This window comes from Nonomuraea mesophila, from assembly GCF_004352805.1.
Classification (GTDB): domain Bacteria; phylum Actinomycetota; class Actinomycetes; order Streptosporangiales; family Streptosporangiaceae; genus Nonomuraea; species Nonomuraea longispora.
Genome location: NZ_SMLD01000165.1, coordinates 1 through 20782, shown reverse-complemented (window position 1 = coordinate 20782; position 20782 = coordinate 1). Strand labels below are relative to the sequence as shown.

Genomic DNA, 20782 nt, shown 5'->3' with positions numbered 1-20782 from the left:
GTCGCCCAGCCCGTCGCCCAGCCTGTCGCCCGACCGCGAACTTCCCGCCCCCGACGAGAAGATCCCCAGGAACGCCGCGCGGTTCGCGTGGAGGCTGCAGCAGACCACCTCCGCGCTGAACGACGCCATCGACGCCTGGAAGGGCAAGAACGGCAAGCCGCCGGAGGACGTCGAGCTCCTGGCCCTCGACCACCAGCGCCTGTACCGCTACGCCGCCCGCCACCCCAAGGTCGCCTCCCAGGCGTTCGCCCGCCTGCCGAAGGGACTGGCCGCCCAGGCCAAGGACAACACGCGCGCCATCCGCGAGCTGCTCGCCCTGGCCCACCCGATCAAGCCGTCGACGCCGTTCAAGGTCCAGCCCGCCCGCCCCGCCGCCCAGCTGCTCAAGTACTTCAAGAAGGCCGAGCGCCGGTTCGGGGTGGAGTGGGAGGTGCTGGCGGCGGTGATGCTCGCGGAGACCAAGTTCGGCCGGGTGAAGTCGGCCAGCCACGTGGGCGCCCAGGGGCCGATGCAGTTCATGCCGGCGACCTGGAAGGCATACGGCATGGGCGGCGACGTGCACGACCCGCGCGACGCCGTCATGGCCGCGGCCAACTACCTCAAGACCAGCGGCGCCCCCCGCGACTACCGTCGCGCGCTGCACGCCTACAACCCGTCGCAGGCGTACGTGAACGCCATCCTCCTGCACGCCCGCCAGATCAAGCGCGACGCGCGGAACTACTACGTCTATTACAACTGGCAGGTGTACGTCATCACCACCGCCGGTGAGCGCCGCCTGACCGGCCCCGATCCATCATGATCACCCGCTCGGCAGGAACGTGAGCAACCGGGGCCGCGTTCTCAGTGCCACTGGTAGCGAGTCTGGGACGACTGGCTGCCGGTGGCGAAGGCGAACGCCTTGCCGGGCTGGACCCGGTAGAGCTGAACATCGCCGGCCCGAACGGCATCGCCCAGTCGATACCAGGTTCCGTCCTCGCGGGTGAGCTGCCAGCCATACGCCTGTTCGAACGCGGTCGCCACGGTCTGCCTGGTGGCCTGGTCGGTGACCAGGCTAGCCGTGCCTTCGATGACGTAGTCCGTGCCGGTCAGGGCGTCGGTTCCGGCGGTCAGCGCGCAGTGCGGGTTGGCGCCGAGATTCCTGGCCTTCTGCTCGTTGTCGCCGGTGGTGAACCACATCGCGCCGAGCGCCCAGATCGCCAGCAACGGTGTCACGTGAGGCCGGCCATCCTGACGCACCGTGCACAGCTGGAACTTCTGGATCCGGCGCAGTGCCCACTCCGTCTCTTCCCACGGCGTCGGGCGGGCGCCTGGTGAGGAGAACGGACCGAGGCTGGTCCGCGGAGCGGTCGAGTCGCCGGCCGGGTGAATGGACATGATTTTCTCCTTGCGATCGCCGGGACGTCCGCCTCGGCGCGGACGCGGGAAGGCTCAGCGGGTTGCGGCGAGATGGTCGTACAGGATCGTAGTGACCGACAGCGCGGTGTCGAAGTCGGGGACGAGCCGGGTTTTCGTCAGCGCGAACGCGACACCTCGGGCGGGGTCGGCGAAGGCGTAGCTTCCGCCGCCGCCCGGCCATCCGAGCGCCACGGAGTTCTCCGTGGCAGGGGCGCCCATCCTGCCGATCGGGAAGCCCAGCGCCATCCGCGCCGGAGTACGGAACACCTGATCCATACCCTCGAACGCAAGCGCGGACAGCTGCGCCAGCCGGGCGGAGTCCACGAGCTTGCCCCGCAGCACGGCGTTGAACATCGCGGCCAGTCCGTGCGCGGTCGCGATACCCACCGACGGTATATCGGCCCGCAGGATCTCGCTGTTGTTGCCGACATCGGCACTCGGCCGGCTTTCCCACGGCGCGAGGATCGCCTCACCGTCGTGCGGGGCGGCAGGCCATTGCCGCGCCTGCTGCTCCAGGCGCGCCAGCCCCGGCAGCGACTCCTTCGGAGCGGCGAAGCAGAGCTGCCCCTCGATACCCAGCGGCGCGGTGATCCACTCACGCAGCAGCTCGCTCATGGGCCGCCCGGTCGCGCGGCGGGCCAACTCGCCGACGAGATAGCCGAAGGTGTAGGAGTGATAGCCCACGGCGGCGCCCGGCCGCCAGCGTGGTTCGGCGGCGGCCAGCGACTCGCATACCCTGGACCAGTTGGGGAGCTCGGCCGGGGTGATCTCGCGCGGCATGGCCGGCAGACCGGCCGTGTGGGTCAGCACGTGCCGCAGTGTCGCCGGGGCCTTGCCGCGCACACCGAACTCGGGCCACAGGTCGGCGACCGGGCTGTCGTACCCGAGGAAACCACGCGCGACGAGCAGGTGCGCCAGCGTGGCCGCCACGTTCTTGCCGGTGGAGAAACTGAAGATCGGCGTACCGGAGGTGACCGGTCGCCCGGTGGCCGGGTCGGCCGTGCCCGCCACCGCGTCGACGATCAGCGCGCCATCGTGATAGACGGCCACCTGCACACCGGTCTCCGCGCCGGTGGCGACCAGCGTGTCGATATGACGCTGAACCTGTTCCTGTATCTCACCCATCGCACTCCTCCACACGCCCAGGCCGCGCGGAGACATCGTTCCTCCGGCTTACGGACCGGCCTTTCACGGACTCGAAGGTGCCGGGCACCGTCTTGGTCACAGGCATCGTGGACCCTTCTCTCGCTTGCGGAAGGTAGACGACCGCCGGCGGCAGAACTCATCGCGGCCCGCGTGCGGCGCTCGCCGAGCCGGGCGCACGCAGGGCCATCGGACGTCTTCGACGCCGCCCGGTTCACACGACAAACAGCTCCCTAGGCGTGGTCGGCGCAGCAGGGGGTGGGGTCGGGCACCTCGGCCGGGGTGAGCAGGCCGCCGGCGGCAGGCATGGTGAGCAGCGTCATCAGCCCGTCCCGCCAGACCGGCCTGACGTGGTCGTTCGTCACGACGAGCACGCCGTCGCCCGGCGGGCCGGGGGAGGCGAGCACCAGCACCCGCTCGATGGCCGACCCTTCGCGGATCGCGGCCACGCTCATGGTGCCGGTGAGCCGGTCGTGCCCGGGGAAGGTGACGACGCGGCCGCCGCGCCGCGCCGCGTGCTCGGCCGCTGCCGTCGCCGCGCCTTCCGCCAGGGGCCCGCCGCGTTCGTCGCCGGCCGCCCACGACACGCCCGTGGGCGGGGAAACGGACCCGGGGACGGCCAGCGAGCAGGCGATGTGCGGCTCGTCGCCCGCGCGAGAGCTCGGCCTGCCGGCCGGCACGAAGTGCGTGCACCCGACGGTGCCGCCCGGCAGGCCGAGCGCCTGCGCGACGGCACGCAGCAGGTGCTCGGCCTCGGGCAGGGTACGCGAGCCCGCGTCGATCCCGAGAATCACCGGCCCGCCGATCGTGCGTCCGCCGGTCATCGGCGCGGCAGGATCCAGATCGGGTTGCTGTAGAACCATAGATCATTCCACGGGTCGGCGTCCCCGTGCACGTCGATCTGCGGCCCGTGCGGGTCCACCCCCGCCCCCAGCAGGCCGGGCGCGGAGCGGTTGCCGTCGGTTCCGCGCAGCCGCACGTACACGGGCCGGTCGACGCGGCCGAGCCGGTAGGTGAAGGTGACGGTGCCGCTGTTCCCGCCCACCTCGTACGACTGCACGACCTTGGTGTCCGGCGTGGTGAAGGCGTCCCTGTCGGAGGCCGGGCCGGTGACGTCGCCCTGGATGACGTCCACCCGGGCCAGCGTGGGCACGAACTGCGCCCAGTTGGGCCGCCCCGCGAGGGCGATCTCCATGGTGAGCTCGACCCGGTCGCCCCTGCGTACGTGCAGGGTCTCGCCGAGCGTCGCCCCGCGCTGCCCGTGACCGGCCGTCCTGGCCCGCACCACCAGGCCGCTGATGAGCCCGCCGTGGTCGACCCAGACGCGCCCGGCCCGCAGCCCGTCCATGACCGCCTCGTAGGAGAAGGCGCGGCTGCCGACGTGGGTGCGGCTGTAGAAGCCGGGCCAGAAGTCGCCCGCCCCGGTGTTGGGCACGCCGCCGTGGACCGGGTCCTCGTAGCGGCCGTCGGCGTCGAAGTCGCCGCCAGGGCCGCGCCGGGCGGTGTCGCCGTACACGGTGTGGGAGTCGGAGTTGGCGGTGATCCACCACGGCCTGCCCTCGGCGAGGAGGCTGTCCCAGAGACCGCCCACGGTGGCGGTCATCCAGTCGAACCCGCCGAAGGTCCTGTAGCTCTCCGCCGGGTAGCCGGGGAAGGAGTCGGCGCCGGGGCCGCCGTCGTAGTAGCCGCGCCCGCCGCCGGGCCCGTGCGGCTTCGGGATGCCGGCGGCCTGGTGGCCGGGGGCGCCTTCCATGCCGACGGCGATGGACGGCTGCGCGTCGCGCCAGCCGCGGATCTCGTGCGGCGAGTCGAGGCCCTTGCGCGACGGGTGGTTGGCGAGGAACAGCGCGTCGGGGATGCGCCGCCTCCTGACCGACTCGGCCAGGAAGTTCAGCCCGGCGATGGCGAGGGCCTCGTTCTGCGGGGTGTTCGCCCCCGCGTCCTTCACCGATCCGTCGAACGAGCTCTCGAACTCCTTGAGCGTCTCGACCTCCCGCCGGCCCGGGGCCACGAACACGGTGCCGTGCTCGGCGGCCGGGATGTTCCACTCCAGGCCCTGGAAGACCAGGGTGTCCTCGATGGCCTTGCGGGCGGCGACGATGTCGGGGTTGACCTTGTCCACCCCGATCCTGGCGTGGGTCGTGCCGCCATGGTCGGTGATGACCATCCACCCGAGCCCGTACGCGTTGCCGTGCCGCACCTGGTCGATCACCCGGTAGATGCCGTCGCCGCTGTGCTGGGTGTGGATGTGGTGGTCGCCGGCCAGCCACAGGTAGCCGTCCTTCGGCTCCCGTCCGCCCGGTGCTGCGGCGGCCGGTGTCGCGGCGGCCCCGGCCTCGGTCCCGAGCACCCCGGCGGCCGTCAGCCCGGCGCCCAGCAGACCGGCCCGCCGGAACATGCGCCGGCGCGACAGTTGCGCCGGCGACAGGTCCTCGTCGGGGATCGTCAGGTCGCGCGCCGCCGCCGCGCCCTCGTCAAGAGGCTCGCCGAGGGGCTCGTGGGAGTGGTCGTGATGGTGGTGGTGATGCCCGTGACCCATGCTGCTCTCTCTCGTCCGTGCCGGAAGATGGAGCTCCGGCTACGGCGGGAGCGTGGCGTAACGGGATGAATCACATGTGAACGTCGGAAGATCGCCACATGCCCGTCAGGCCACGAGGGAGCACGGCGCCGCCTAGAGCGACAGGGCGCGGGCGGCGTGGACCAGAGGCACGTGGCTGAACGCCTGCGGGAAGTTGCCCACCAGGCGGTGGTAGCGGGGGTCGTACTCCTCCGCGAGCAGGCCCACGTCGTTGCGGAGCGACAGCAGGCGCTCGAAGAGGTTTTTCGCCTCGTCCTTCCTGCCCTGCATCGCCATCACCTCCACCAGCCAGAAGCTGCAGGCCAGGAAGGCTCCCTCGCCGCCGGGCAGGCCGTCGACGTCGTTGTCCTCGGCCAGCGGGTAGCGCAGCACGAAGCCCTCGGACATGAGCTCCTTCTCGATCGCCGCCACCGTGCCGGTCATCCGCGGGTCGTCGATCGGCAGGAACCCGACCATCGGCAACATCAGCAGGGCGGCGTCGAGCTCCGCCGACCCGTACGACTGGGTGAAGGTGTTGCGCGTGGCGTCGAAGCCCTTGTCGCAGATCTCCGCATGAACGGTGTCGCGCAGCGCCCGCCACTTCTCCACCGGTCCCGTACGGCCGAACCGCTCGACATATTTGACGGCCCGGTCGAGCGCCACCCAGCACATCACCTTGGAGTGCACGAAGTGCCGGCGCGGCCCCCGCACCTCCCACAGCCCCTCGTCGGGCTCGTCCCAGTGCTCGGTGACGTAGTCGAGCAGTTGCCGCTGGATGGCCCACGCCCGGTCGTCGGGGGACAGGCCGCGCTCGCGCGCGACGAACAGGGAGTTCATCACCTCGCCGTACACGTCGAGCTGCAACTGCTTGACCGCCTCGTTGCCGATGCGCACGGGCCGGGAGTCCTCGTAGCCGTCGAGCCAGTCGAGGCGCAGTTCGGGCAGCCGCCGTTCGCCGGCGACGCCGTACATGATCTGCAGGTCCTGCGGCCGCCCGGCGATGGCGCGCAGCAGCCAGGCGCGCCAGTCGGCGGCCTCCTCCAGGTAGCCGGAGGAGATGAGCGCGTCGAGCGTCAGCGTGGCGTCGCGCAGCCAGCAGAACCGGTAGTCCCAGTTGCGCACGCCGCCCAGGTCCTCGGGCAGCGACGTGGTGGGGGCGGCGACGATGCCTCCGGTGGGGGCGTAGGTGAGCGCCTTCAGCGTGATCAGCGACCGCGTCACGGCGTCGCGGTAGGGGCCGTCGTAGGCGCACCGGTCGACCCACTCCGCCCAGAACGCCTCGGTCTCGGCGAGTTGCTGCTCGCACGCGATCTGCGGCGGCATCGGCTCGTGCGACGGATGCCAGGTGAAGACGAACGGCAGCCGCTGGCCCTCCTTGATGGTGAACGTCGCCCGGTGCGCGTAGTCGCCGCCCCTGAGCGGAACGGGGGCGTGCAGCCACACGGAGTCGGGCCCGCCCACGGCCTGCAAATGACCGTCGCTCCTGCGCACCCACGGCACGATGCGGCCGTAGTCGAAGCGCACCCGCACCACCGTGGACATCTCCACCGTGCCGGAGACGCCCTCGACGATGCGTACGACGTCGGGGTTCTTGTCGCGGGGAGGCATGAAGTCGATCACGCGGACGGTGCCCGTCGGAGTGTCCCACTCGCTCTCGAGGATGAGCGTGTCGGGACGGTATCGGCGCCTGGCCGCCGGTCTCCTGCCGGTGGGCCCGAGCCACCAGTGGCCGTTACGCTCGCTGCCCAGCAGCGACGCGAAGCACGCCGGCGAGTCGAACCTGGGCAGGCACAGCCAGTCGATGGAGCCGTCCCTGGCCACCAGCGCGGCCGACTGCATGTCTCCGATCAGGGCGTAATCCTCGATCCGCATGCCTAGACGCTACCGGAACCGGCCGTGGTGCTCCGGCCTCGCACCGATCGGGTGATCCCGTGGCCGGGCCGGGTCATGTCGCGTCATGCCCGGACCGGCCACGGGATCACGTCAGGGGGAACCAGCGGGTGAACAGCTGCGTCAACGGCCCGATGGCCAGCGCGAACACCAGCGTTCCCACGCCCACGGTGCCGCCGAGCAGCCACCCGGCGGCCAGCACGGTGAGCTCGATGAGGAAGCGCCCGAGCCGTACGGACAGCCCGAGCCGCATCAGCCCCGTCATGATGCCGTCGCGCGGTCCTGCGCCCATGCCAGCGCCGATGTAGAGGCCCGTGGCCAGCGCGATGGACACCACCCCGAGCACGATGTACGACGCCTGCACCGCGAGGTGCTCCGGCGTGGGCAGCAGGTAAATCGCGGCGTCGGCGAACACCCCCACGAACACCACGTTGCTGAAGGTCCCGAACCCGGGCTTCTGCTTCAGGGGAATCCACAGCAGCATGACCAGGGCGCCGACGATGATGATGACGGTGCCCATGGTCATCCCCGACCTATGGGAGAGGCCCTGGTGGAAGACGTCCCAGGGGCCGTTGCCCAGGCCGGACTCCACCTGGAGCCCGATGCCGAGCCCGTACAGCGCCAGCCCGCCGTAGAGACGGAGCAGCCGGGCGGGCAGGGAGGTCACTCGTGGGGCGGTCGTGTCGCTCATAGTGGACCCAGAATGGCAGGGTATGGCCTTGCCAAAACAGAACCAATCACGAAAAGTGGCCTTATGAGACATGTGTCGGCGACCCAGCTGGCCCGGCTGCTGACCATCGACCCGGCAGCCCGGCCGTACTACCGCGCCCTGGCCGACGGCGTGCGGACCCTCGTCATGGACGGCCGGCTGCCCGTGCGGGTCCGCCTGCCGGCCGAGCGCCACCTGGCCGGGACGCTCAAGGTCAGCCGCACCACCGTGACCGCCGCCTACGACCTCCTGCGCCAACGAGGCTACCTGGACAGCCGCCAGGGCTCGGGCAGCTGGACGGCCCTGCCCGACCCGGCCACCACCGCCGACAACCCCTGGCTCGGCACCGACCAGGACGGCCTCATCCAGCTCCAGGTCGCCGCCCCGCCCGCGCCCACGGCGCTGCGCGAGGCCATGGCGCAGGCACTGGAGGACCTGCCCAGGTACGGCATGGGCATCGGCTACGACCCCATGGGCCTGCCGATGCTCAGGGAACGCATCGCCGCCGCCTACACCGCGAGGGGGCTGGCGACCAGGCCCGAGCAGATCGTCGTCACCACCGGCTCCCAGCACGCCATCCAGCTCGTGACCGGGCTGCTCGTCGGCCGGGGTGACGCCGTGATCGTGGAGTCGCCGACGTACCCGCACGCCATCGACGCGGCCCGCCGGGCCGGCGCCAGGATCGTCCCCGTCGGGATCTCCCACGAAGGCTGGCAGGAGGACCTGCTGATCTCCGCCATGCGCCAGTCGGCCGGCCGGCTGGTCTACCTCATGCCCGACTTCCAGAACCCGACCGGCGCCCTCATGGACGACGCCACCCGCGCAGCCGTCGTGGACGCGGCCCGGCGGGTGGACACGCTGCTGCTGGTGGACGAGACCTGGTCGGAGCTGGCTCTGGACGAGGCGCCGCGCACGGCGCCGATGGGCTCGTTCGACACCGACAGCCGCGTCATCAGCATCGGCTCGGCGTCGAAGTTGTGGTGGGGCGGGCTGCGCATCGGCTGGATCCGCGCCACGGCCGCGCTGGCCCGCCGGCTGGCCCTGTCCCGCGCCGCGGTGGACATCGCGAGCCCCGTGATGGAGCAGCTCGCGGTGGCGCGGCTGTTCGACCGGCTGGAGGAGACGCGGGCCGAGCGCCGCCGCACGTTGCGCGCCTCCCGCGACGCGCTGGTGTCCGGGCTGCGCGAGCACCTGCCGGAGTGGACGTTCACCGTGCCGCGCGGCGGGGGCACGCTCTGGGTGCGCCTCGACCGGGGCGGCGCCACCCCGCTCGCCGAGGCCGCCGCCTGCCACGGCGTACGCCTCGCGCCCGGCCCGTGGTTCGGCGTGGAGGGAACGCTGGAGGGCTACCTGCGGCTGCCGTACACCCAGCCGCCCCAGGTCCTGCAGGACGCGCTCGTCCGGATCCGCGCCGCCCGCGACCACGGCCCCGCCGGCGCCTCCCGGCCGCCCGAGCCCCTCATCGCCATGGTGTGAGGCGGGCTCACTCGCCGGCCTCCCGGGCCAGCGGGGCCCGCCAGTTGCGGCGCATCGCCACGATGCGCAGCCCGAACGCCAGCACCGCCGCCGCCAGCGTCGCGGGCCAGCCGTGCTGCCCGTACGTGTACAGCGCGGCCATCGTCGCCGCCCCCACCAGGGCGGGCACGGCGTACAGCTGGCGGTCGTGGAGCAGCGTCGGGATCTCCCTGGCCAGCACGTCCCGCAGCATGCCGCCGCCCACGGCCGTGGTGATCCCGAGCACGGTGGCGTGCAGCGGGCTGAGGCCGTACTCCATGGCCTTGTCCGTGCCGACCGCGCAGAACAGGCCGAGGCCCGCCGCGTCCAGCACCAGGATGACCGGCATCACCCGGGCCACGTGCGGATGCCAGTAGAAGACGATCACGGTCGCCACCAGCGGCACGACCACGTAACCGACACTCTGGAAGGCGGCGGGCCGGACGTTGAGTATGAGGTCGCGGACGACGCCCCCGCCGAGTGCGGTGATCTCGGCGAGCATCGCCATCCCGACCACGTCGAGCCGTTTGCGCACCCCCATCAGCGCCCCCGTGAGCGCGAAGACGAAGATGCCTGCCAGGTCGAGAATTTCGGACACGTTGGGAATGTCTACCGCATGGCGGGCTCATGGTGCTCGGCCATCATCTCCCGCAGCCGCCGCGTGAACATGAACAGCGCGAGCCCGGCCGCGATCGCCGCCAGCGCCAGCACCAGGTAGTACATGGGGTCGGACAGCACGGCGGTGAGCCGCCCCGTCTGGCCGCCGATCGCGTCGCCCACCGACACCGCGATGAACCAGACGCCGAGCATCTGCCCCTTGAACGCCTCCGGCGCCAGCACCGTCGTCACCGACAACCCCACCGGGCTCAGCGACAGCTCGCCGAACACCTGGATCAGGTAGACCAGCACCAGCCACCACACCGACACCCTGCCCGCCCCCGCCAGCGCCGCCGCGATCGCCATGACCACGAAGCTCGCCCCCACCATGAGCAGCGCGAAGCCGAACTTCTGCGGCGTGCTCACCCGCGTGCCCAGCCGCACCCACAACGCCGCGAACACCGGCGCGAAGATCATGATGAACAGCGGGTTGAACGACTGCGTCGTCGCCGGCTGGATCGGGATCCCGAACAATGACAGCTCGGTGTGGTCCTGGGCGAAGAAGAGCAGCTTGCTCGGCGCCAGATCGAAGATCATCCAGAAGATGGACGCCGCCGCGAACAGCCAGATGTACGCCTTCATCCGGATCCGCTCGTCCTGCGTGAGGTTGTGGCTGCCCAGCAGGATGTAGCCGAAGTACGCGACGGGCACGAGCAGGATGACCACCGTGACCACCACGGTGAGCCGGTCCACCGTGAACGTGCCGGTCGACGCCCACCCGGCCAGCCCGGCCGCCGTCGCGCCCACCGCCACGGCGGACAGCCGGCCGAACCTGCGGCGTTCCTCCGGCGACAGGCGCAGGCCCGGCCGCTCGCCCACGCCCCTGAGCGCCCTGCCGCCCCACACGTACTGGAGCAGGCCGAGCGCCATGCCGACCGCGGCGGCGCTGAAACCCAGGTGCCAGCGGTCACCCGCGGCCAGCCAGCCGACCACGAGGGGCGCGAAGAAGGCGCCCAGGTTGATGCCGAAGTAGAACAGCGAGAACGCCGCGTCACGGCGCGCGTCGTCGCTGTCGGCGTAGAGACGGCCGACCATGACGGAGATGTTCGGCTTGAGCAGGCCGGTGCCGGAGATGATGAGCAGCAGGCCCAGCCAGACGAAGAACGCCGACGTCACCGGGATCGCCATGCTGATGTGCCCCAGCATGATGACGAACCCGCCCCAGAACACCGACCTGCGCGCCCCGAGGATGCGGTCGGCGATCCATCCGCCGGGCAACGCCACCAGGTAGATGAGCGCCGCGTAGACGCCCACGACCGCCTGGGCCGTCACGTCCGACATGCCGAGGCCCTGGTGGGCGGGCGAGGCGGCCAGGAAGGTGGCCAGGATCGCGCGCAGGCCGTACCAGCTGAACCGCTCCCACATCTCGGTGCCGAACAGCGTGGCCAGGCCCCACGGGTGCCCGAAGAACGTCCTGCCGCCCTCAGTCATGCGCAGCCCCTCCCACGGCACCGAACGTAACCGATCTCTCGCTCCAGGTGAGGGACGCGGGTGTTTCCCCGCGAGCTCTTGCCGCTACCCCCCTGGTGTGGTGCGATGCATGCCATTCATGCAAGTGAATACTGACTGGAGGCGCGCGCCATGGCCGAAGTCCTCGACGTGCGGGCGGAGATCCAGCGGCAGATCGCCGGGATCACCGTCTGCGGGCAGCTCGCTCAGGCGGCCGAGCAGCACCCCGACGCACCCGCCTACTCCGATCCCGACGGAGACGGCTGGCGCACGCTGACCTACGCGCAGGCCAGGCAGCGGGTCCTGGAGATCGCCGCGGGCTTCGCCGCGCTCGGGCTCCAGCCCGGCGACACCGTGGCGCTCATGATGGTCAACCGCAGCGAGCACGTGCTCGCCGACCTGGGCGTGGTGCACGCGGGCGGCGCCGGCTGCACGGTCTACTCGACGTTCGCGCCCGACCAGATCGCGTTCGTGGCCGGCGACGTGGGGGCGAGGTTCGCGGTGCTCGGCGGGGCTGCCGACCTCGCGCGCTGGCAGCCGGTGCTCGACCGGCTCGACGGCCTGCGCCGGATCATCATGCTGGAGGGCGCGCCCGACGACGAACGTTTCCTGGCGTGGACGGACCTGCTCAGGCTGGGCCGCGAACGCCTGGCCGCCGACCCCGGCCAGGTCGAGGCCCGCTGGCGCGCGGTCACCCCCGGCGACGTGGCCAGCGTGCTCTACACCTCCGGCACCACCGGCATGCCCAAGGGCGTGCCCCTGACGCACACGAACGTCTTCTACGAGGTCGCCTCCACCGACCGCCTCGCCTCGCTGCCCACCCACGGCACCCAGATCTCCTACCTGACCTACGCGCACATCGCCGAGCGGGTGCTCAGCCTCTACCTGCCGCTGCTCAAGACCTCCCACGTCCACTTCTGCACCGACCTCGCCGACCTGGGCCGCACGCTGGGCCAGGTCAGGCCGATGATGTTCTTCGGGGTGCCCCGGGTGTGGGAGAAGATGATGGCCCGCCTCCTCGCCGTGCTCGCCACGCAGCCGGAGGAGCAGCAGGCCGCCGTACGCGCGGCCATGAAGGCCGGCCTGGCCTACATCGAGGCCGGCCAGTACGGCGGCACCGTCACCCCCGAGATCCAGGCCGCCTACGACCAGGCCGACGCCTCACTCCTGTCGGTCGTCCGCGGCATGATCGGGTTCGACCGCGCGCAGTGGACCGCCACGGGCGCCGCGCCCCTTCCCCCGGAGGTGCAGCGCTTCTACGCCGGCCTCGGGCTCAAGGTCATCGACGTCTACGGCATGACGGAGACGACCGGCGCGTTCACCGGCAACAGCCCCGCCTGCTACCGCCTGGGCAGCGTCGGCAGGGCCGAACCCGGCGTCGAGATCCGCATCGCCGGCGACGGCGAGATCCTCACCCGCAGCCCGCTCAACACCGCCGGCTACCTCAACCGTCCCGAGGCCACCGCCGAGCTCGTCGACGCCGACGGCTGGCTGCACACCGGCGACATCGGCACGGTCGATGACGACGGCTTCTACCGGGTCGTCGATCGCAAGAAAGAGCTGATCATCACCGCGGGCGGCGAGAACATCTCCCCGGCGGAGATCGAGAACCATCTCAAGGAGCACGTGCTCATCGGCCAGGCCCTCGCCTACGGCGACAACCGGCCGCACCCGGTGGCCGTGCTGACCCTCGACGGCGAGATCGCGCCGGGCTGGGCGCAGGCCAGGGGCATCACGGTCGCCTCGCTCGCCGAGCTGGCCGGCCATCCCGAGGTGCTCAAGGAGGTGGAGGCCGCGGTCGAGGCGGCCAACGCCAAGCTGGCGCGGGTGCAGCAGGTGAAGAAGTGGGCCCTGCTCGGGTCCGAGTGGACCACGGAGACGGGCGAGCTCACCCCGAGCCTCAAGCTCAAGCGCCGCGTCGTGCACGCGAAGTACGCCGACGTCATCGACGGGCTCTACGCCGGTCCCGGCTGAGCGCTCCTGCGTGGTTTTGCCATTCGGGGCGTGTGTTGTGGTCCTGGTCATGACCGGCGGGTTCCTAGCGTCACGCTCATGACCAGAAGCCTTCTTCTCGTCTCGCTCGCGGCGGGATCGCTCTCGGCGGGGTCGCTCATGGCGCCCGCGCCCGCGACCTCCGCCGCGACCGAGCTCGCCATCCGATCCATCACCGTACGTCCGGCGCAGCCCGTGGCCGGGCCGAAGGGCTCCGTCCGCCTGGTGATCGACGTGATCGCCCGCGGCACGCGAGGCAAGCGCGGCGTCTCCGTCAAGGTCGAACCGGGCGCCCCGCCCGCCCCGACGCTCAGCTCGAAGACGACCCCGGTGACGACCCCGGTGACGACCCCGGTGAAGAACCCGGTGAAGAACCCGGTGAAGAACCCGCCGGCGCCCACGCAGACACACACTCCCGAGGAGGAGGGCGCGCCGGATCCGCGGCCCGCCTCACGCGAGGCCACCTCGGACCTGCCGCCGATGATGGCCTGGCGGATGGCCGCGCCTGAGCCGGCCGGGACCTGGGAGACCTGGCGCTTCCTGCCCGACAAGAAGCTCAACCGCTACTACCCGACGGGCACCTGGACGATCAGTGCCACCGCCAAGGGCCCGGGCGGCGCGACGGTCACCGAGTACGAGTCGTTCCAGCTCAGGCGCGACGCGAAGCTCGCCTCCGTGCGGGTGGACGGGACGCAGGGCGGCAAGGTACGGCTGCGGGGGTCGCTGACCAGGGTCGATCCGCGCGGGCTCACCGACTACGGGCCGTTCGCCAAGCAGCGGCTGGAGATTCTCTGGCGTGCCGATGAGTCCTCGGCCTGGGAGCGCATCGGTGAGGTGCGTACCGACGCCTCCGGTTCGTTCGCCACGACGGTGGAGGGCCGTACCGGGGGATTCTGGCGCGTCCGCTATCCCGGAACAGGACATTACGCCTCAGACGTCTCCAAAATCCGACAAATTACTCAATAGTGCGGCAAGCATAATTAAATCCCTGCGTGGCCTAAATCTCCGATGCGGAATCGTGATCAACTGCGTCGCAACTTTTCTTTACCCTTACGCGTCATTGGCCAATGACGTGCCCCATCCGGGGCGCGTTTCCAGACGGGGAAGGAAATTCCGTTGTGAAGATGCGACGTCTCGCCGCCGGCCTGGCGGCTGCCGCCTTGGGCGCGACAATGGTGGCCACCGCCGCCTCGCCCGCGCTCGCCGACCCGGGCATCGACCCGGTCGCGGGCGGCCACACGAGCCTGCAGTTCGACGCCAACCCCGAGCCCGCCTGGCGGGGCCGGCCCATCACCCTTGAGGGCAAGCTCTCCGTCGAGTGCAAGAAGGACTACATCAGCGGTCTCGTCTCGGTGCACCACGCCGACAGCTGCAAGCGCTCCGAGCGCTGGCACCGCCTGGCCTGGAAGCGGATCGTGATCCTCTTCCAGCCGGCGGGCAGCGGCAAGTGGGAATACGTCGAAACGGTCAGGACCAGCCGCAGCGGCTACTTCCACACGAAGGTTCCGGCCCGCACGTCGGGCACCTGGCGCGCCGTCTTCAAGGGCGCCAGATGGCTGGACGGCGCCGAGAGCACGGACTCCGTCCGGGTCATCGGCCACCGTCACCGTCACCACCACTAGTCACACCCCTCGGACGCCCGGCCTCATCAGGCCGGGCGTCCGGCATGTGCGCCCGGCGATCGCCGCCCCGGGCGGCTCAGTACGACACGGCCACCTGGGCGCGGTGGTGCCGGGGCCTTTCGGCCTCGTCCACCAGGGCGGCCGCGAGGTCGGCGTACGCGAACGCGGGCTCGCCCTCGGCGGAGGCCGGCACCTGCCCGCCCCCGATCCGGTAACGGCCCGTCCACGCCGCCTGCTCGTCCAGGACGACCGGCGGCGGCGCCAGCACCACCCAGTCCAGCGCAGACTTCTCGAACACCGCCAGCTCCGCCGCGTGCCCCAGCGAGAACGCACGGGCGTCGGCGGGGAAACCGGGCGTGTCCACGAGCCGGACCCCGGGTGAGACCTCCAGCAGGGTGCCGATGCCCAGCGCGACCAGGCGCGGCACCCCGGCCCGCGCCAGCCCGTCCACCAGGGCGTGCGAGGCCGCCGTGTAGAACTCCTCCGACGGCATGTCCAGCCTGGCCGTGACCTGGATCGCCACGTCGTGACCCGCCGCCACCGCCGCCACCCGGTCGGCGTCGGTGACGTCCCCGGCGACCAGCCGTACGTTCTCACCCGCCAGATGCGGATACTTGGCGGGATCCCGCACCACGGCCGTCACTTCATGCCCGCGTCCTGCCGCCTGCGCCGCCACCCGTGTCCCGGCCCGTCCACCGGCGCCGAACAGCACGAACTTGCTCATCGTCCACGCTCCGTTCTCCTGGCGACCGGACTCCCCGCCGCCGGGAGAACGGTAGAGGGCGGGACCTCGCTTTCCGCAACGATAGTTACCTACGATGACGGGCATGGCCGAGCCTCTCGATCCGGACATGTTCCACGAATGCTCTCCTGTCGCCGCCCCCATCCGCGTCGGCGACAAGTGGACCGCCAAGATCATCCGCTGCCTCGAACGGGGCCCTCGGCGCTTCACCGAGCTCCAGCGTCCGCTGCGCGGCATCACCCCCAAGGTGCTCACCGAGTCCCTGCGCGCGATGGAACGCGACGGCCTGCTCACCAGGACCGCCTACGACGAGATCCCGCCGCGCGTCGAATACGAGCTGACCGCCCTCGGCCGCAGCCTCCTCGAACCGATGAACGCCGGCTGCGAGTGGTCCAGGAAACACCTGGCCGAGCTCATGCGCGCCCGCGAGACCTGGCACGCGGGCACGCCCTGACGGACGGGGGACAGATCAGGCAGGGTGGGGGCATGAGAGTCCTGATACTGGGCGGCACGTGGTTCCTGGGGCGCCGCACAGCCGAACGCCTCGCCGAGCGCGGCGACCAGATCCTCCTCGTACATCGCGGTTCCGACCGGTCCGCACCCACCGTGCCGGGTGCCCATCTGCACACCGACCGTCACGACCTGGCGCGTCACGCCCACCAGATCAAGGAATTCGCGCCGCAGGCCGTGGTCGACACCCACGCGCTCACCGGCGCCGACGTGGACGCCGTCCTTCCGCTGCTGCCGCACGTGCCGACCGTGGTGCTGTCCAGCCAGGACGTGTACGAAGCGTTCACGGGCCTGCAGACGGGACGTTGCCTGGCACCCGTACCGATCACCGAGGAGTCCCGGCTGCGCCGCGAGCGCCACCCCCACCGGGGTGCGGGCATCCCCGGCGTGCCCGACGACTACGACAAGCTCGACGTGGAGGAACGCTGGCTGGCGCGCGGCGCCGTCGTCCTGCGGCTGCCGCTGATCTACGGACCCCACGACTGGCAGCGCAGGGAGGAGCCGGTCCTGCGCCGCGTCCGCGCGGGCCGCGACCGCATCCCGGTCGGCGCCGCCAACCTGCTCTGGACCAAGGGGTACGTCGACGACCTGGCGACCGGAGTCCTGTCGGCCCTCGACCACCGGGCCGCCGACGGCCTGGCCGTCAACCTGGGGGAGACGTCCACGGTGACGATGGGCGCCTGGTTCGAGCAGATCCTCGAAGCCGCGGGGTCGCGCGCCCGGCTGGAAAGGGTGCCCGACGACCGCATCCCGCCCGACCTGGCGTTGTCGGCGGCACCCGCCCAGCACCTGGTGTTCAGCTCGGCCCGCGCCCGGACACTGCTCGGCTGGGAGCCGGGCGACCCGGCCGCGCACGTCGCCGAGTCGGTGCGCTGGCATCTGGCCCACCCGCCGGAGGACGCCTGGTCGGATGAGGACACCGCGGCGGACGACGCCGCCCTCGCCGGCTGACAGGGCCCGGTTCGCATACGAAGGAGGAATCGATCACTATGGGGATGTGTTGTCGTGGTAAGGAGGGGCGATGGACAGCGCCTCCGGGCCCGCGTCATAGTCTGGTCCCCGGGCGTACGAACAGGAGGTGACGCCCCATGTTGCGAGACTCGTTCGGACGGGTGGCGACAGATCTTCGGGTGTCCCTCACGGACAAGTGCAACCTGCGCTGCACCTACTGCATGCCGCCGGAAGGGCTCGACTGGCTGCCCAACCCGCAGTTGCTCACCGCCGACGAGATCGTCCGACTGGTGAGCATCGGCGTCGAACGGCTGGGCATCACCGAGGTGCGCTACACCGGCGGCGAGCCTCTGCTCAGGCGCGAGCTGGCCGACGTCGTCGCCCGCACCACCGCACTCACCCCCAGGCCGCAGGTGTCGCTCACCACCAACGGCATCGGCCTGGCCCGCCTGGCGGGCCCGCTGGCCGAGGCCGGGCTCGACCGGGTCAACATCTCGCTCGACACCCTCGACCCCGCCACCTTCAAGCGGCTCGCGCACCGAGACCGGCACGCCGACGTGATCGCCGGGCTGGCCGCCGCCGACGAGGCGGGCCTGCGGCCCGTGAAGGTCAACGCGGTCCTCATGCGCGGCGTCAACGACCACGAGGCCGTGCCGCTCCTGCGCTGGTGCCTCGACCAGGGGTACGAACTACGCTTCATCGAGCAGATGCCCCTCGACGCGCAGCACGGCTGGAGCCGCGAGGGCATGGTCACCGCCGACGAGATCCTCGCGTCGTTGTCCGCCTCGTTCGACCTGACGGCCGACGACCTGGAGGAGCGCGGCAGCGCCCCCGCCGAACGGTTCCTCGTCGACGGCGGGCCGGCGCGGGTGGGGGTCATCGGCTCGGTGACGCGCCCGTTCTGCGGCTCGTGCGACCGGGTCCGGCTCACCGCCGACGGCCAGGTGCGCAACTGCCTGTTCGCCACCGAGGAATCCGACCTCAAGACCGCCATGCGCGCGGGCGCGTCCGACGACGAACTGGCCGACAGGTGGGTGGCCGCGGTCGCCCGCAAGCGTGCGGGGCACGGCATCGACGACCCCTCCTTCCTCCAGCCCGCCCGCCCCATGTCCGCCATCGGCGGCTGACCTCCACGCCGGAACCTGGTTCCCGCACCGCGACCGTCCTGCCGGTTCGTCCTGCCGGTTCGTCCCGCCGCCCCGGCCGTGACCGCGCGGCGAGGGTGTGGTGAGGTGGGTGGCGGCGGGCCGGTTCGGATCTGGGGTGAGGGTGTGGAGTTCGACGCGGTGATCCTGGCCGGGGGAGCGGCGCGCAGGCTGGGCGGGGCGGACAAACCCGGCCTGACCGTCGGCGGGCGGACCCTGGTAGAGCACGTGGTCGCAGCCGTCGCCGGGGCGGGGAAGACGATCGTGGCAGGCCCGCAACGCCCGATCCCCGGCGTCGTGTTCGTCAGGGAGGATCCCCCGCGCGGCGGTCCCGTGCCCGCGCTCGCCGCCGGCCTGCACGAGGTGAGCGCCCCGTGGGTGGTGCTGCTCGCCGGTGATCTGCCGTTCATGACGACGGCCCATGTGAGCGCCATGCTGCGGGCCGCCGAGCGTGCGGGCGGGGTCGTACTGGTGGACGACGGCGGACACGAGCAGTGGCTGGCCGGCGCGTGGCCGGCCGCCGAGCTGAAGGCGGCGCTCGCCGGCTATCAGGGACGCTCGCTCAAGGGCCTGCTCGGTCCGCTCGTCGCCGTGCGCCTGGCGCTGCACGGGCGGCCCTGGTTCGACTGCGACACAATGGACGATCTGGAGGAGGCTCGTATGAACGTGCTCAACGAATGGACCGCGCTGGCCTGCAAGGAACTCGGCATCGACCCGGCCACCCTGGACCGCGACCTGATTCTCGACCTGACCAAGGAGGTCGCGCACGGCGTCGCCAGGCCGGCCGCGCCCCTGACCGCCTATCTGCTCGGGCTCGCTCAGGGCGCCGGCACCGCACCCGAGGACGCTGTGGCGAAACTGATCACATTGGCGAAAAACTGGTCGCAGGCGACCACCGAGACGTTGACGGACGACTGACACTCGAACGAACTGTTGAAGTCAATCTCCTGCCCCGCCTGAAAGGTTCCTGTGAATTCTGGGGCAGGAGGGGTGTAAACGATTTCGGGAAAGCAGTCCTATCCGACTCGCCCGGCGGCGTCGCACTGATCAAAACTTCCGGAAAGGGGCGACGCCGGGTGGTTACGGGGGCAAACCACCCGGCGTCGCTTCATCGGCGTTCCGACGGGGGCCCGGAACGCCGGCACCAGCACTCCGACGGGGGACCGGAGCGCTTGGCTAAAGCGTACACCTACAACCCATGGGATGCGTCAAGACTTAGTCACGACCCGATCTCGCGTCGATGCAGCGGTATCTCGCTTTGGTTAGCTTCCGGCGACTGAAAGGTAGGAGGCGGGGCAGCCTGGCCCCTCTCATTGGCCCCGATTACGGCTATGTATGGCAAAAAGACGGCCGCGGCGATGAACAGCAGCCGGTACGGCCACGGCACCGGCACCACGACCGCCAGGATCAGGCAGATCGTCCGGATGCCCATCTTGATGAGGTAGCTGATCTCACGTTTGCGGATGTCCGCGGTCAGCGACGGCCTGGCGTCGGTGACGGCGTGGACGTCCTGCTTCTTGCGCCACCCCTTCATACCCTCCACGGTAGACCTCGGATGAGCAGGGCGCGACGGCGCCCCCGGACGCGGACACAGGTCATGCGATCATGGCCTTCGAGTAAGGAGGACGGGGAGATGACGGACCGTACGTACCGGGTCACCGAGATCGTCGGCACCTCGGGGGAGAGCGTCGACCAGGCGATCCGCAACGGCCTCAGGAGGGCCTCGCAGACGCTGCGCCACCTCGACTGGTTCGAGGTGACCGAGATCCGCGGCCACCTCGACGCGGGCGAGGTGGCGCACTTCCAGGTCGGCATGAAGGTGGGCTTCCGCCTGGAAGACGCCTGAAGGCCGGACGCCACCGGCTAGATCGGCCCGCGTGACCGGTGAGTTCCGCATCCTGCTCGTGTGCACGGCGAACATCTGCCGTTCCGCGATGGCGGAAGCGATCGCCAGGGCGATGCTCGCCGGCACGGGCCTGCCCACCGCCACGGGGAGCGCGGGGGTACGCGCGCTGACCGGTCATCCGATGGCGCCGCACGCGCTCGCCACGCTCGCCCGGCTGGGCCTCGACGGGCGGGCGCACCGGGCCAGGCCGCTCGACCTCGACCTGGTCAGGTCGGCCGATCTGCTGCTGACGATGGAGGCAGGGCACGCCGCCGTCCCGGTGGGGCTCGACCCCGCCGCCGCACGCAGGACGTTCACCCTGCCCGAGTTCGCCACACTGGCGTCGGGCACGGACGAGCGCCGCTACCGGTCCGACACCGCGGAGCGCGCGCGGGCGATCGTGGAGGCGGCCGCCGGGAGGCGCGGCCGGCAGCCCGGCCCCGACATACGCGATCCTTACGGAGGCCCGCCCGAGGGCTACGACACGTGCGCGCAGACGCTCGGCGAGTCGCTCAGCCATGCCCTGAACGCCTTGCTGGGCCGCCTGCCCGCCGCAGTCACCCGAACGCCCCGGACGGTCAGCACGGGCGGCCGCGGGCGCGGGCGGGCGGAACGGGGCGAAGGCGTGGACGAGTGGGCGC

At 71.3% G+C, this 20782-nt stretch carries 21 protein-coding genes; 11 read left to right on the top strand and 10 right to left on the bottom strand.

Features of this window, described 5'->3' with window-relative positions:
• A partial coding sequence (locus tag E1295_RS38920) for a lytic transglycosylase domain-containing protein (RefSeq protein WP_132638758.1) occupies window positions 1-799 on the top strand: 799 nt, incomplete at its 5' end.
• A gap of 41 nt (window positions 800-840) precedes the next feature.
• Here the strand turns inward: E1295_RS38920 and E1295_RS38915 are convergent.
• The 6 genes from E1295_RS38915 to yczE form a co-directional block, all read right to left on the bottom strand.
• Entirely contained in the window at window positions 841-1374 is a 534-nt protein-coding gene (locus tag E1295_RS38915; RefSeq protein WP_132638756.1) for a pyridoxamine 5'-phosphate oxidase family protein, read from the bottom strand.
• Window positions 1375-1428: 54 nt separating this feature from the next.
• Entirely contained in the window at window positions 1429-2520 is a 1092-nt protein-coding gene (locus E1295_RS38910) for a serine hydrolase domain-containing protein (protein WP_132638754.1), read from the bottom strand.
• Between the two features lie 251 nt (window positions 2521-2771).
• Window positions 2772-3362: a hypothetical protein gene (locus tag E1295_RS38905; RefSeq protein WP_181958112.1), complete on the bottom strand. Its 591-nt coding sequence runs from the start codon at window positions 3360-3362 to the stop codon at window positions 2772-2774.
• Complete coding sequence (locus E1295_RS38900) at window positions 3359-5077, bottom strand: histidinol-phosphatase (protein WP_132638752.1); 1719 nt, start codon at window positions 5075-5077, stop codon at window positions 3359-3361. Before E1295_RS38900 ends, E1295_RS38905 begins: the two co-directional genes overlap by 4 nt.
• 132 nt (window positions 5078-5209) lie before the next feature.
• Window positions 5210-6967, bottom strand: coding sequence for a glycoside hydrolase family 15 protein (locus E1295_RS38895; RefSeq protein WP_132638750.1), 1758 nt, complete (start codon window positions 6965-6967; stop codon window positions 5210-5212).
• A gap of 106 nt (window positions 6968-7073) precedes the next feature.
• Window positions 7074-7676: a membrane protein YczE gene (gene yczE, locus E1295_RS38890; protein ID WP_132638748.1), complete on the bottom strand. Its 603-nt coding sequence runs from the start codon at window positions 7674-7676 to the stop codon at window positions 7074-7076.
• A 63-nt stretch (window positions 7677-7739) separates the two neighbouring features.
• Between yczE and yczR the strand changes: the two genes are divergently transcribed.
• Window positions 7740-9170 (top strand): MocR-like transcription factor YczR, encoded by a 1431-nt coding sequence (yczR, locus tag E1295_RS38885; RefSeq protein ID WP_132638746.1) that lies wholly within the window; start codon window positions 7740-7742, stop codon window positions 9168-9170.
• 7 nt (window positions 9171-9177) lie between these two features.
• On the opposite strand, the gene E1295_RS38880 is transcribed toward yczR, so the two are convergent.
• A complete protein-coding gene (locus tag E1295_RS38880) occupies window positions 9178-9786 on the bottom strand; it encodes a trimeric intracellular cation channel family protein (protein WP_132638744.1) in 609 nt (202 codons plus the stop codon).
• 11 nt (window positions 9787-9797) lie between these two features.
• Complete coding sequence (locus E1295_RS38875; RefSeq protein WP_132638742.1) at window positions 9798-11276, bottom strand: peptide MFS transporter; 1479 nt, start codon at window positions 11274-11276, stop codon at window positions 9798-9800.
• Between the two features lie 150 nt (window positions 11277-11426).
• Here E1295_RS38875 and E1295_RS38870 point away from each other — a divergent pair, with 150 nt between their 5' ends.
• From E1295_RS38870 to E1295_RS38860, 3 genes are all read left to right on the top strand, one after another.
• Window positions 11427-13268 carry an AMP-dependent synthetase/ligase gene (locus E1295_RS38870; protein ID WP_132638740.1) on the top strand — a complete coding sequence of 614 codons (1842 nt, stop codon included), beginning with the start codon at window positions 11427-11429 and terminating at the stop codon, window positions 13266-13268.
• Between the two features lie 78 nt (window positions 13269-13346).
• A complete protein-coding gene (locus E1295_RS38865) occupies window positions 13347-14252 on the top strand; it encodes a hypothetical protein (RefSeq protein WP_132638738.1) in 906 nt (301 codons plus the stop codon).
• A 152-nt stretch (window positions 14253-14404) separates the two neighbouring features.
• Window positions 14405-14908 carry a hypothetical protein gene (locus E1295_RS38860; RefSeq protein WP_132638736.1) on the top strand — a complete coding sequence of 168 codons (504 nt, stop codon included), beginning with the start codon at window positions 14405-14407 and terminating at the stop codon, window positions 14906-14908.
• Window positions 14909-14984: 76 nt separating this feature from the next.
• Here the strand turns inward: E1295_RS38860 and E1295_RS38855 are convergent, their stop codons facing one another.
• Entirely contained in the window at window positions 14985-15632 is a 648-nt protein-coding gene (locus E1295_RS38855) for an NAD(P)-dependent oxidoreductase (RefSeq protein WP_181958111.1), read from the bottom strand.
• A 103-nt stretch (window positions 15633-15735) separates the two neighbouring features.
• Between E1295_RS38855 and E1295_RS38850 the strand changes: the two genes are divergently transcribed.
• The 4 genes from E1295_RS38850 to E1295_RS38835 all read left to right on the top strand — a co-directional run bounded on the left by E1295_RS38850 (window position 15736) and on the right by E1295_RS38835 (window position 19174).
• On the top strand, window positions 15736-16104 hold the full coding sequence (locus E1295_RS38850; protein ID WP_132638734.1) for a winged helix-turn-helix transcriptional regulator: 369 nt from the start codon (window positions 15736-15738) through the stop codon (window positions 16102-16104).
• A 32-nt stretch (window positions 16105-16136) separates the two neighbouring features.
• A complete protein-coding gene (locus tag E1295_RS38845; RefSeq protein ID WP_132638732.1) occupies window positions 16137-17111 on the top strand; it encodes a Rossmann-fold NAD(P)-binding domain-containing protein in 975 nt (324 codons plus the stop codon).
• Between the two features lie 137 nt (window positions 17112-17248).
• Window positions 17249-18238 (top strand): GTP 3',8-cyclase MoaA, encoded by a 990-nt coding sequence (gene moaA / locus E1295_RS38840; RefSeq protein WP_132638730.1) that lies wholly within the window; start codon window positions 17249-17251, stop codon window positions 18236-18238.
• Window positions 18239-18382: 144 nt separating this feature from the next.
• Window positions 18383-19174: an NTP transferase domain-containing protein gene (locus tag E1295_RS38835; protein WP_220449110.1), complete on the top strand. Its 792-nt coding sequence runs from the start codon at window positions 18383-18385 to the stop codon at window positions 19172-19174.
• A 301-nt stretch (window positions 19175-19475) separates the two neighbouring features.
• On the opposite strand, the gene E1295_RS38830 is transcribed toward E1295_RS38835, so the two are convergent.
• A complete protein-coding gene (locus E1295_RS38830; RefSeq protein ID WP_132638726.1) occupies window positions 19476-19790 on the bottom strand; it encodes a DUF3099 domain-containing protein in 315 nt (104 codons plus the stop codon).
• A 99-nt stretch (window positions 19791-19889) separates the two neighbouring features.
• Here E1295_RS38830 and E1295_RS38825 point away from each other — a divergent pair, with 99 nt between their 5' ends.
• Both E1295_RS38825 and E1295_RS38820 read left to right on the top strand, forming a co-directional pair.
• Window positions 19890-20102, top strand: a complete 213-nt coding sequence (locus tag E1295_RS38825; protein WP_043628308.1) for a dodecin — start codon at window positions 19890-19892, stop codon at window positions 20100-20102.
• A gap of 31 nt (window positions 20103-20133) precedes the next feature.
• The coding region (locus tag E1295_RS38820; protein ID WP_132638724.1) for an arsenate reductase/protein-tyrosine-phosphatase family protein at window positions 20134-20782 on the top strand (649 nt) is incomplete at its 3' end.

Excerpts from the sequence above, each read along its gene's own strand:
- moaA (WP_132638730.1), top strand. The coding sequence starts at position 17,249 with ATGTTGCGAGACTCGTTCGGACGGGTGGCGACAGATCTTCGGGTGTCC.
- E1295_RS38875 (WP_132638742.1), bottom strand. The coding sequence starts at position 11,276 with ATGACTGAGGGCGGCAGGACGTTCTTCGGGCACCCGTGGGGCCTGGCC.
- E1295_RS38905 (WP_181958112.1), bottom strand. The coding sequence starts at position 3,362 with ATGACCGGCGGACGCACGATCGGCGGGCCGGTGATTCTCGGGATCGAC.
- E1295_RS38910 (WP_132638754.1), bottom strand. The coding sequence starts at position 2,520 with ATGGGTGAGATACAGGAACAGGTTCAGCGTCATATCGACACGCTGGTC.
- E1295_RS38900 (WP_132638752.1), bottom strand. The coding sequence starts at position 5,077 with ATGGGTCACGGGCATCACCACCACCATCACGACCACTCCCACGAGCCC.
- E1295_RS38845 (WP_132638732.1), top strand. The coding sequence starts at position 16,137 with ATGAGAGTCCTGATACTGGGCGGCACGTGGTTCCTGGGGCGCCGCACA.
- E1295_RS38850 (WP_132638734.1), top strand. The coding sequence starts at position 15,736 with ATGGCCGAGCCTCTCGATCCGGACATGTTCCACGAATGCTCTCCTGTC.
- E1295_RS38830 (WP_132638726.1), bottom strand. The coding sequence starts at position 19,790 with ATGAAGGGGTGGCGCAAGAAGCAGGACGTCCACGCCGTCACCGACGCC.
- E1295_RS38865 (WP_132638738.1), top strand. The coding sequence starts at position 13,347 with ATGACCAGAAGCCTTCTTCTCGTCTCGCTCGCGGCGGGATCGCTCTCG.
- E1295_RS38895 (WP_132638750.1), bottom strand. The coding sequence starts at position 6,967 with ATGCGGATCGAGGATTACGCCCTGATCGGAGACATGCAGTCGGCCGCG.
- yczR (WP_132638746.1), top strand. The coding sequence starts at position 7,740 with ATGAGACATGTGTCGGCGACCCAGCTGGCCCGGCTGCTGACCATCGAC.
- E1295_RS38915 (WP_132638756.1), bottom strand. The coding sequence starts at position 1,374 with ATGTCCATTCACCCGGCCGGCGACTCGACCGCTCCGCGGACCAGCCTC.
- E1295_RS38870 (WP_132638740.1), top strand. The coding sequence starts at position 11,427 with ATGGCCGAAGTCCTCGACGTGCGGGCGGAGATCCAGCGGCAGATCGCC.
- E1295_RS38825 (WP_043628308.1), top strand. The coding sequence starts at position 19,890 with ATGACGGACCGTACGTACCGGGTCACCGAGATCGTCGGCACCTCGGGG.
- yczE (WP_132638748.1), bottom strand. The coding sequence starts at position 7,676 with ATGAGCGACACGACCGCCCCACGAGTGACCTCCCTGCCCGCCCGGCTG.
- E1295_RS38855 (WP_181958111.1), bottom strand. The coding sequence starts at position 15,632 with ATGAGCAAGTTCGTGCTGTTCGGCGCCGGTGGACGGGCCGGGACACGG.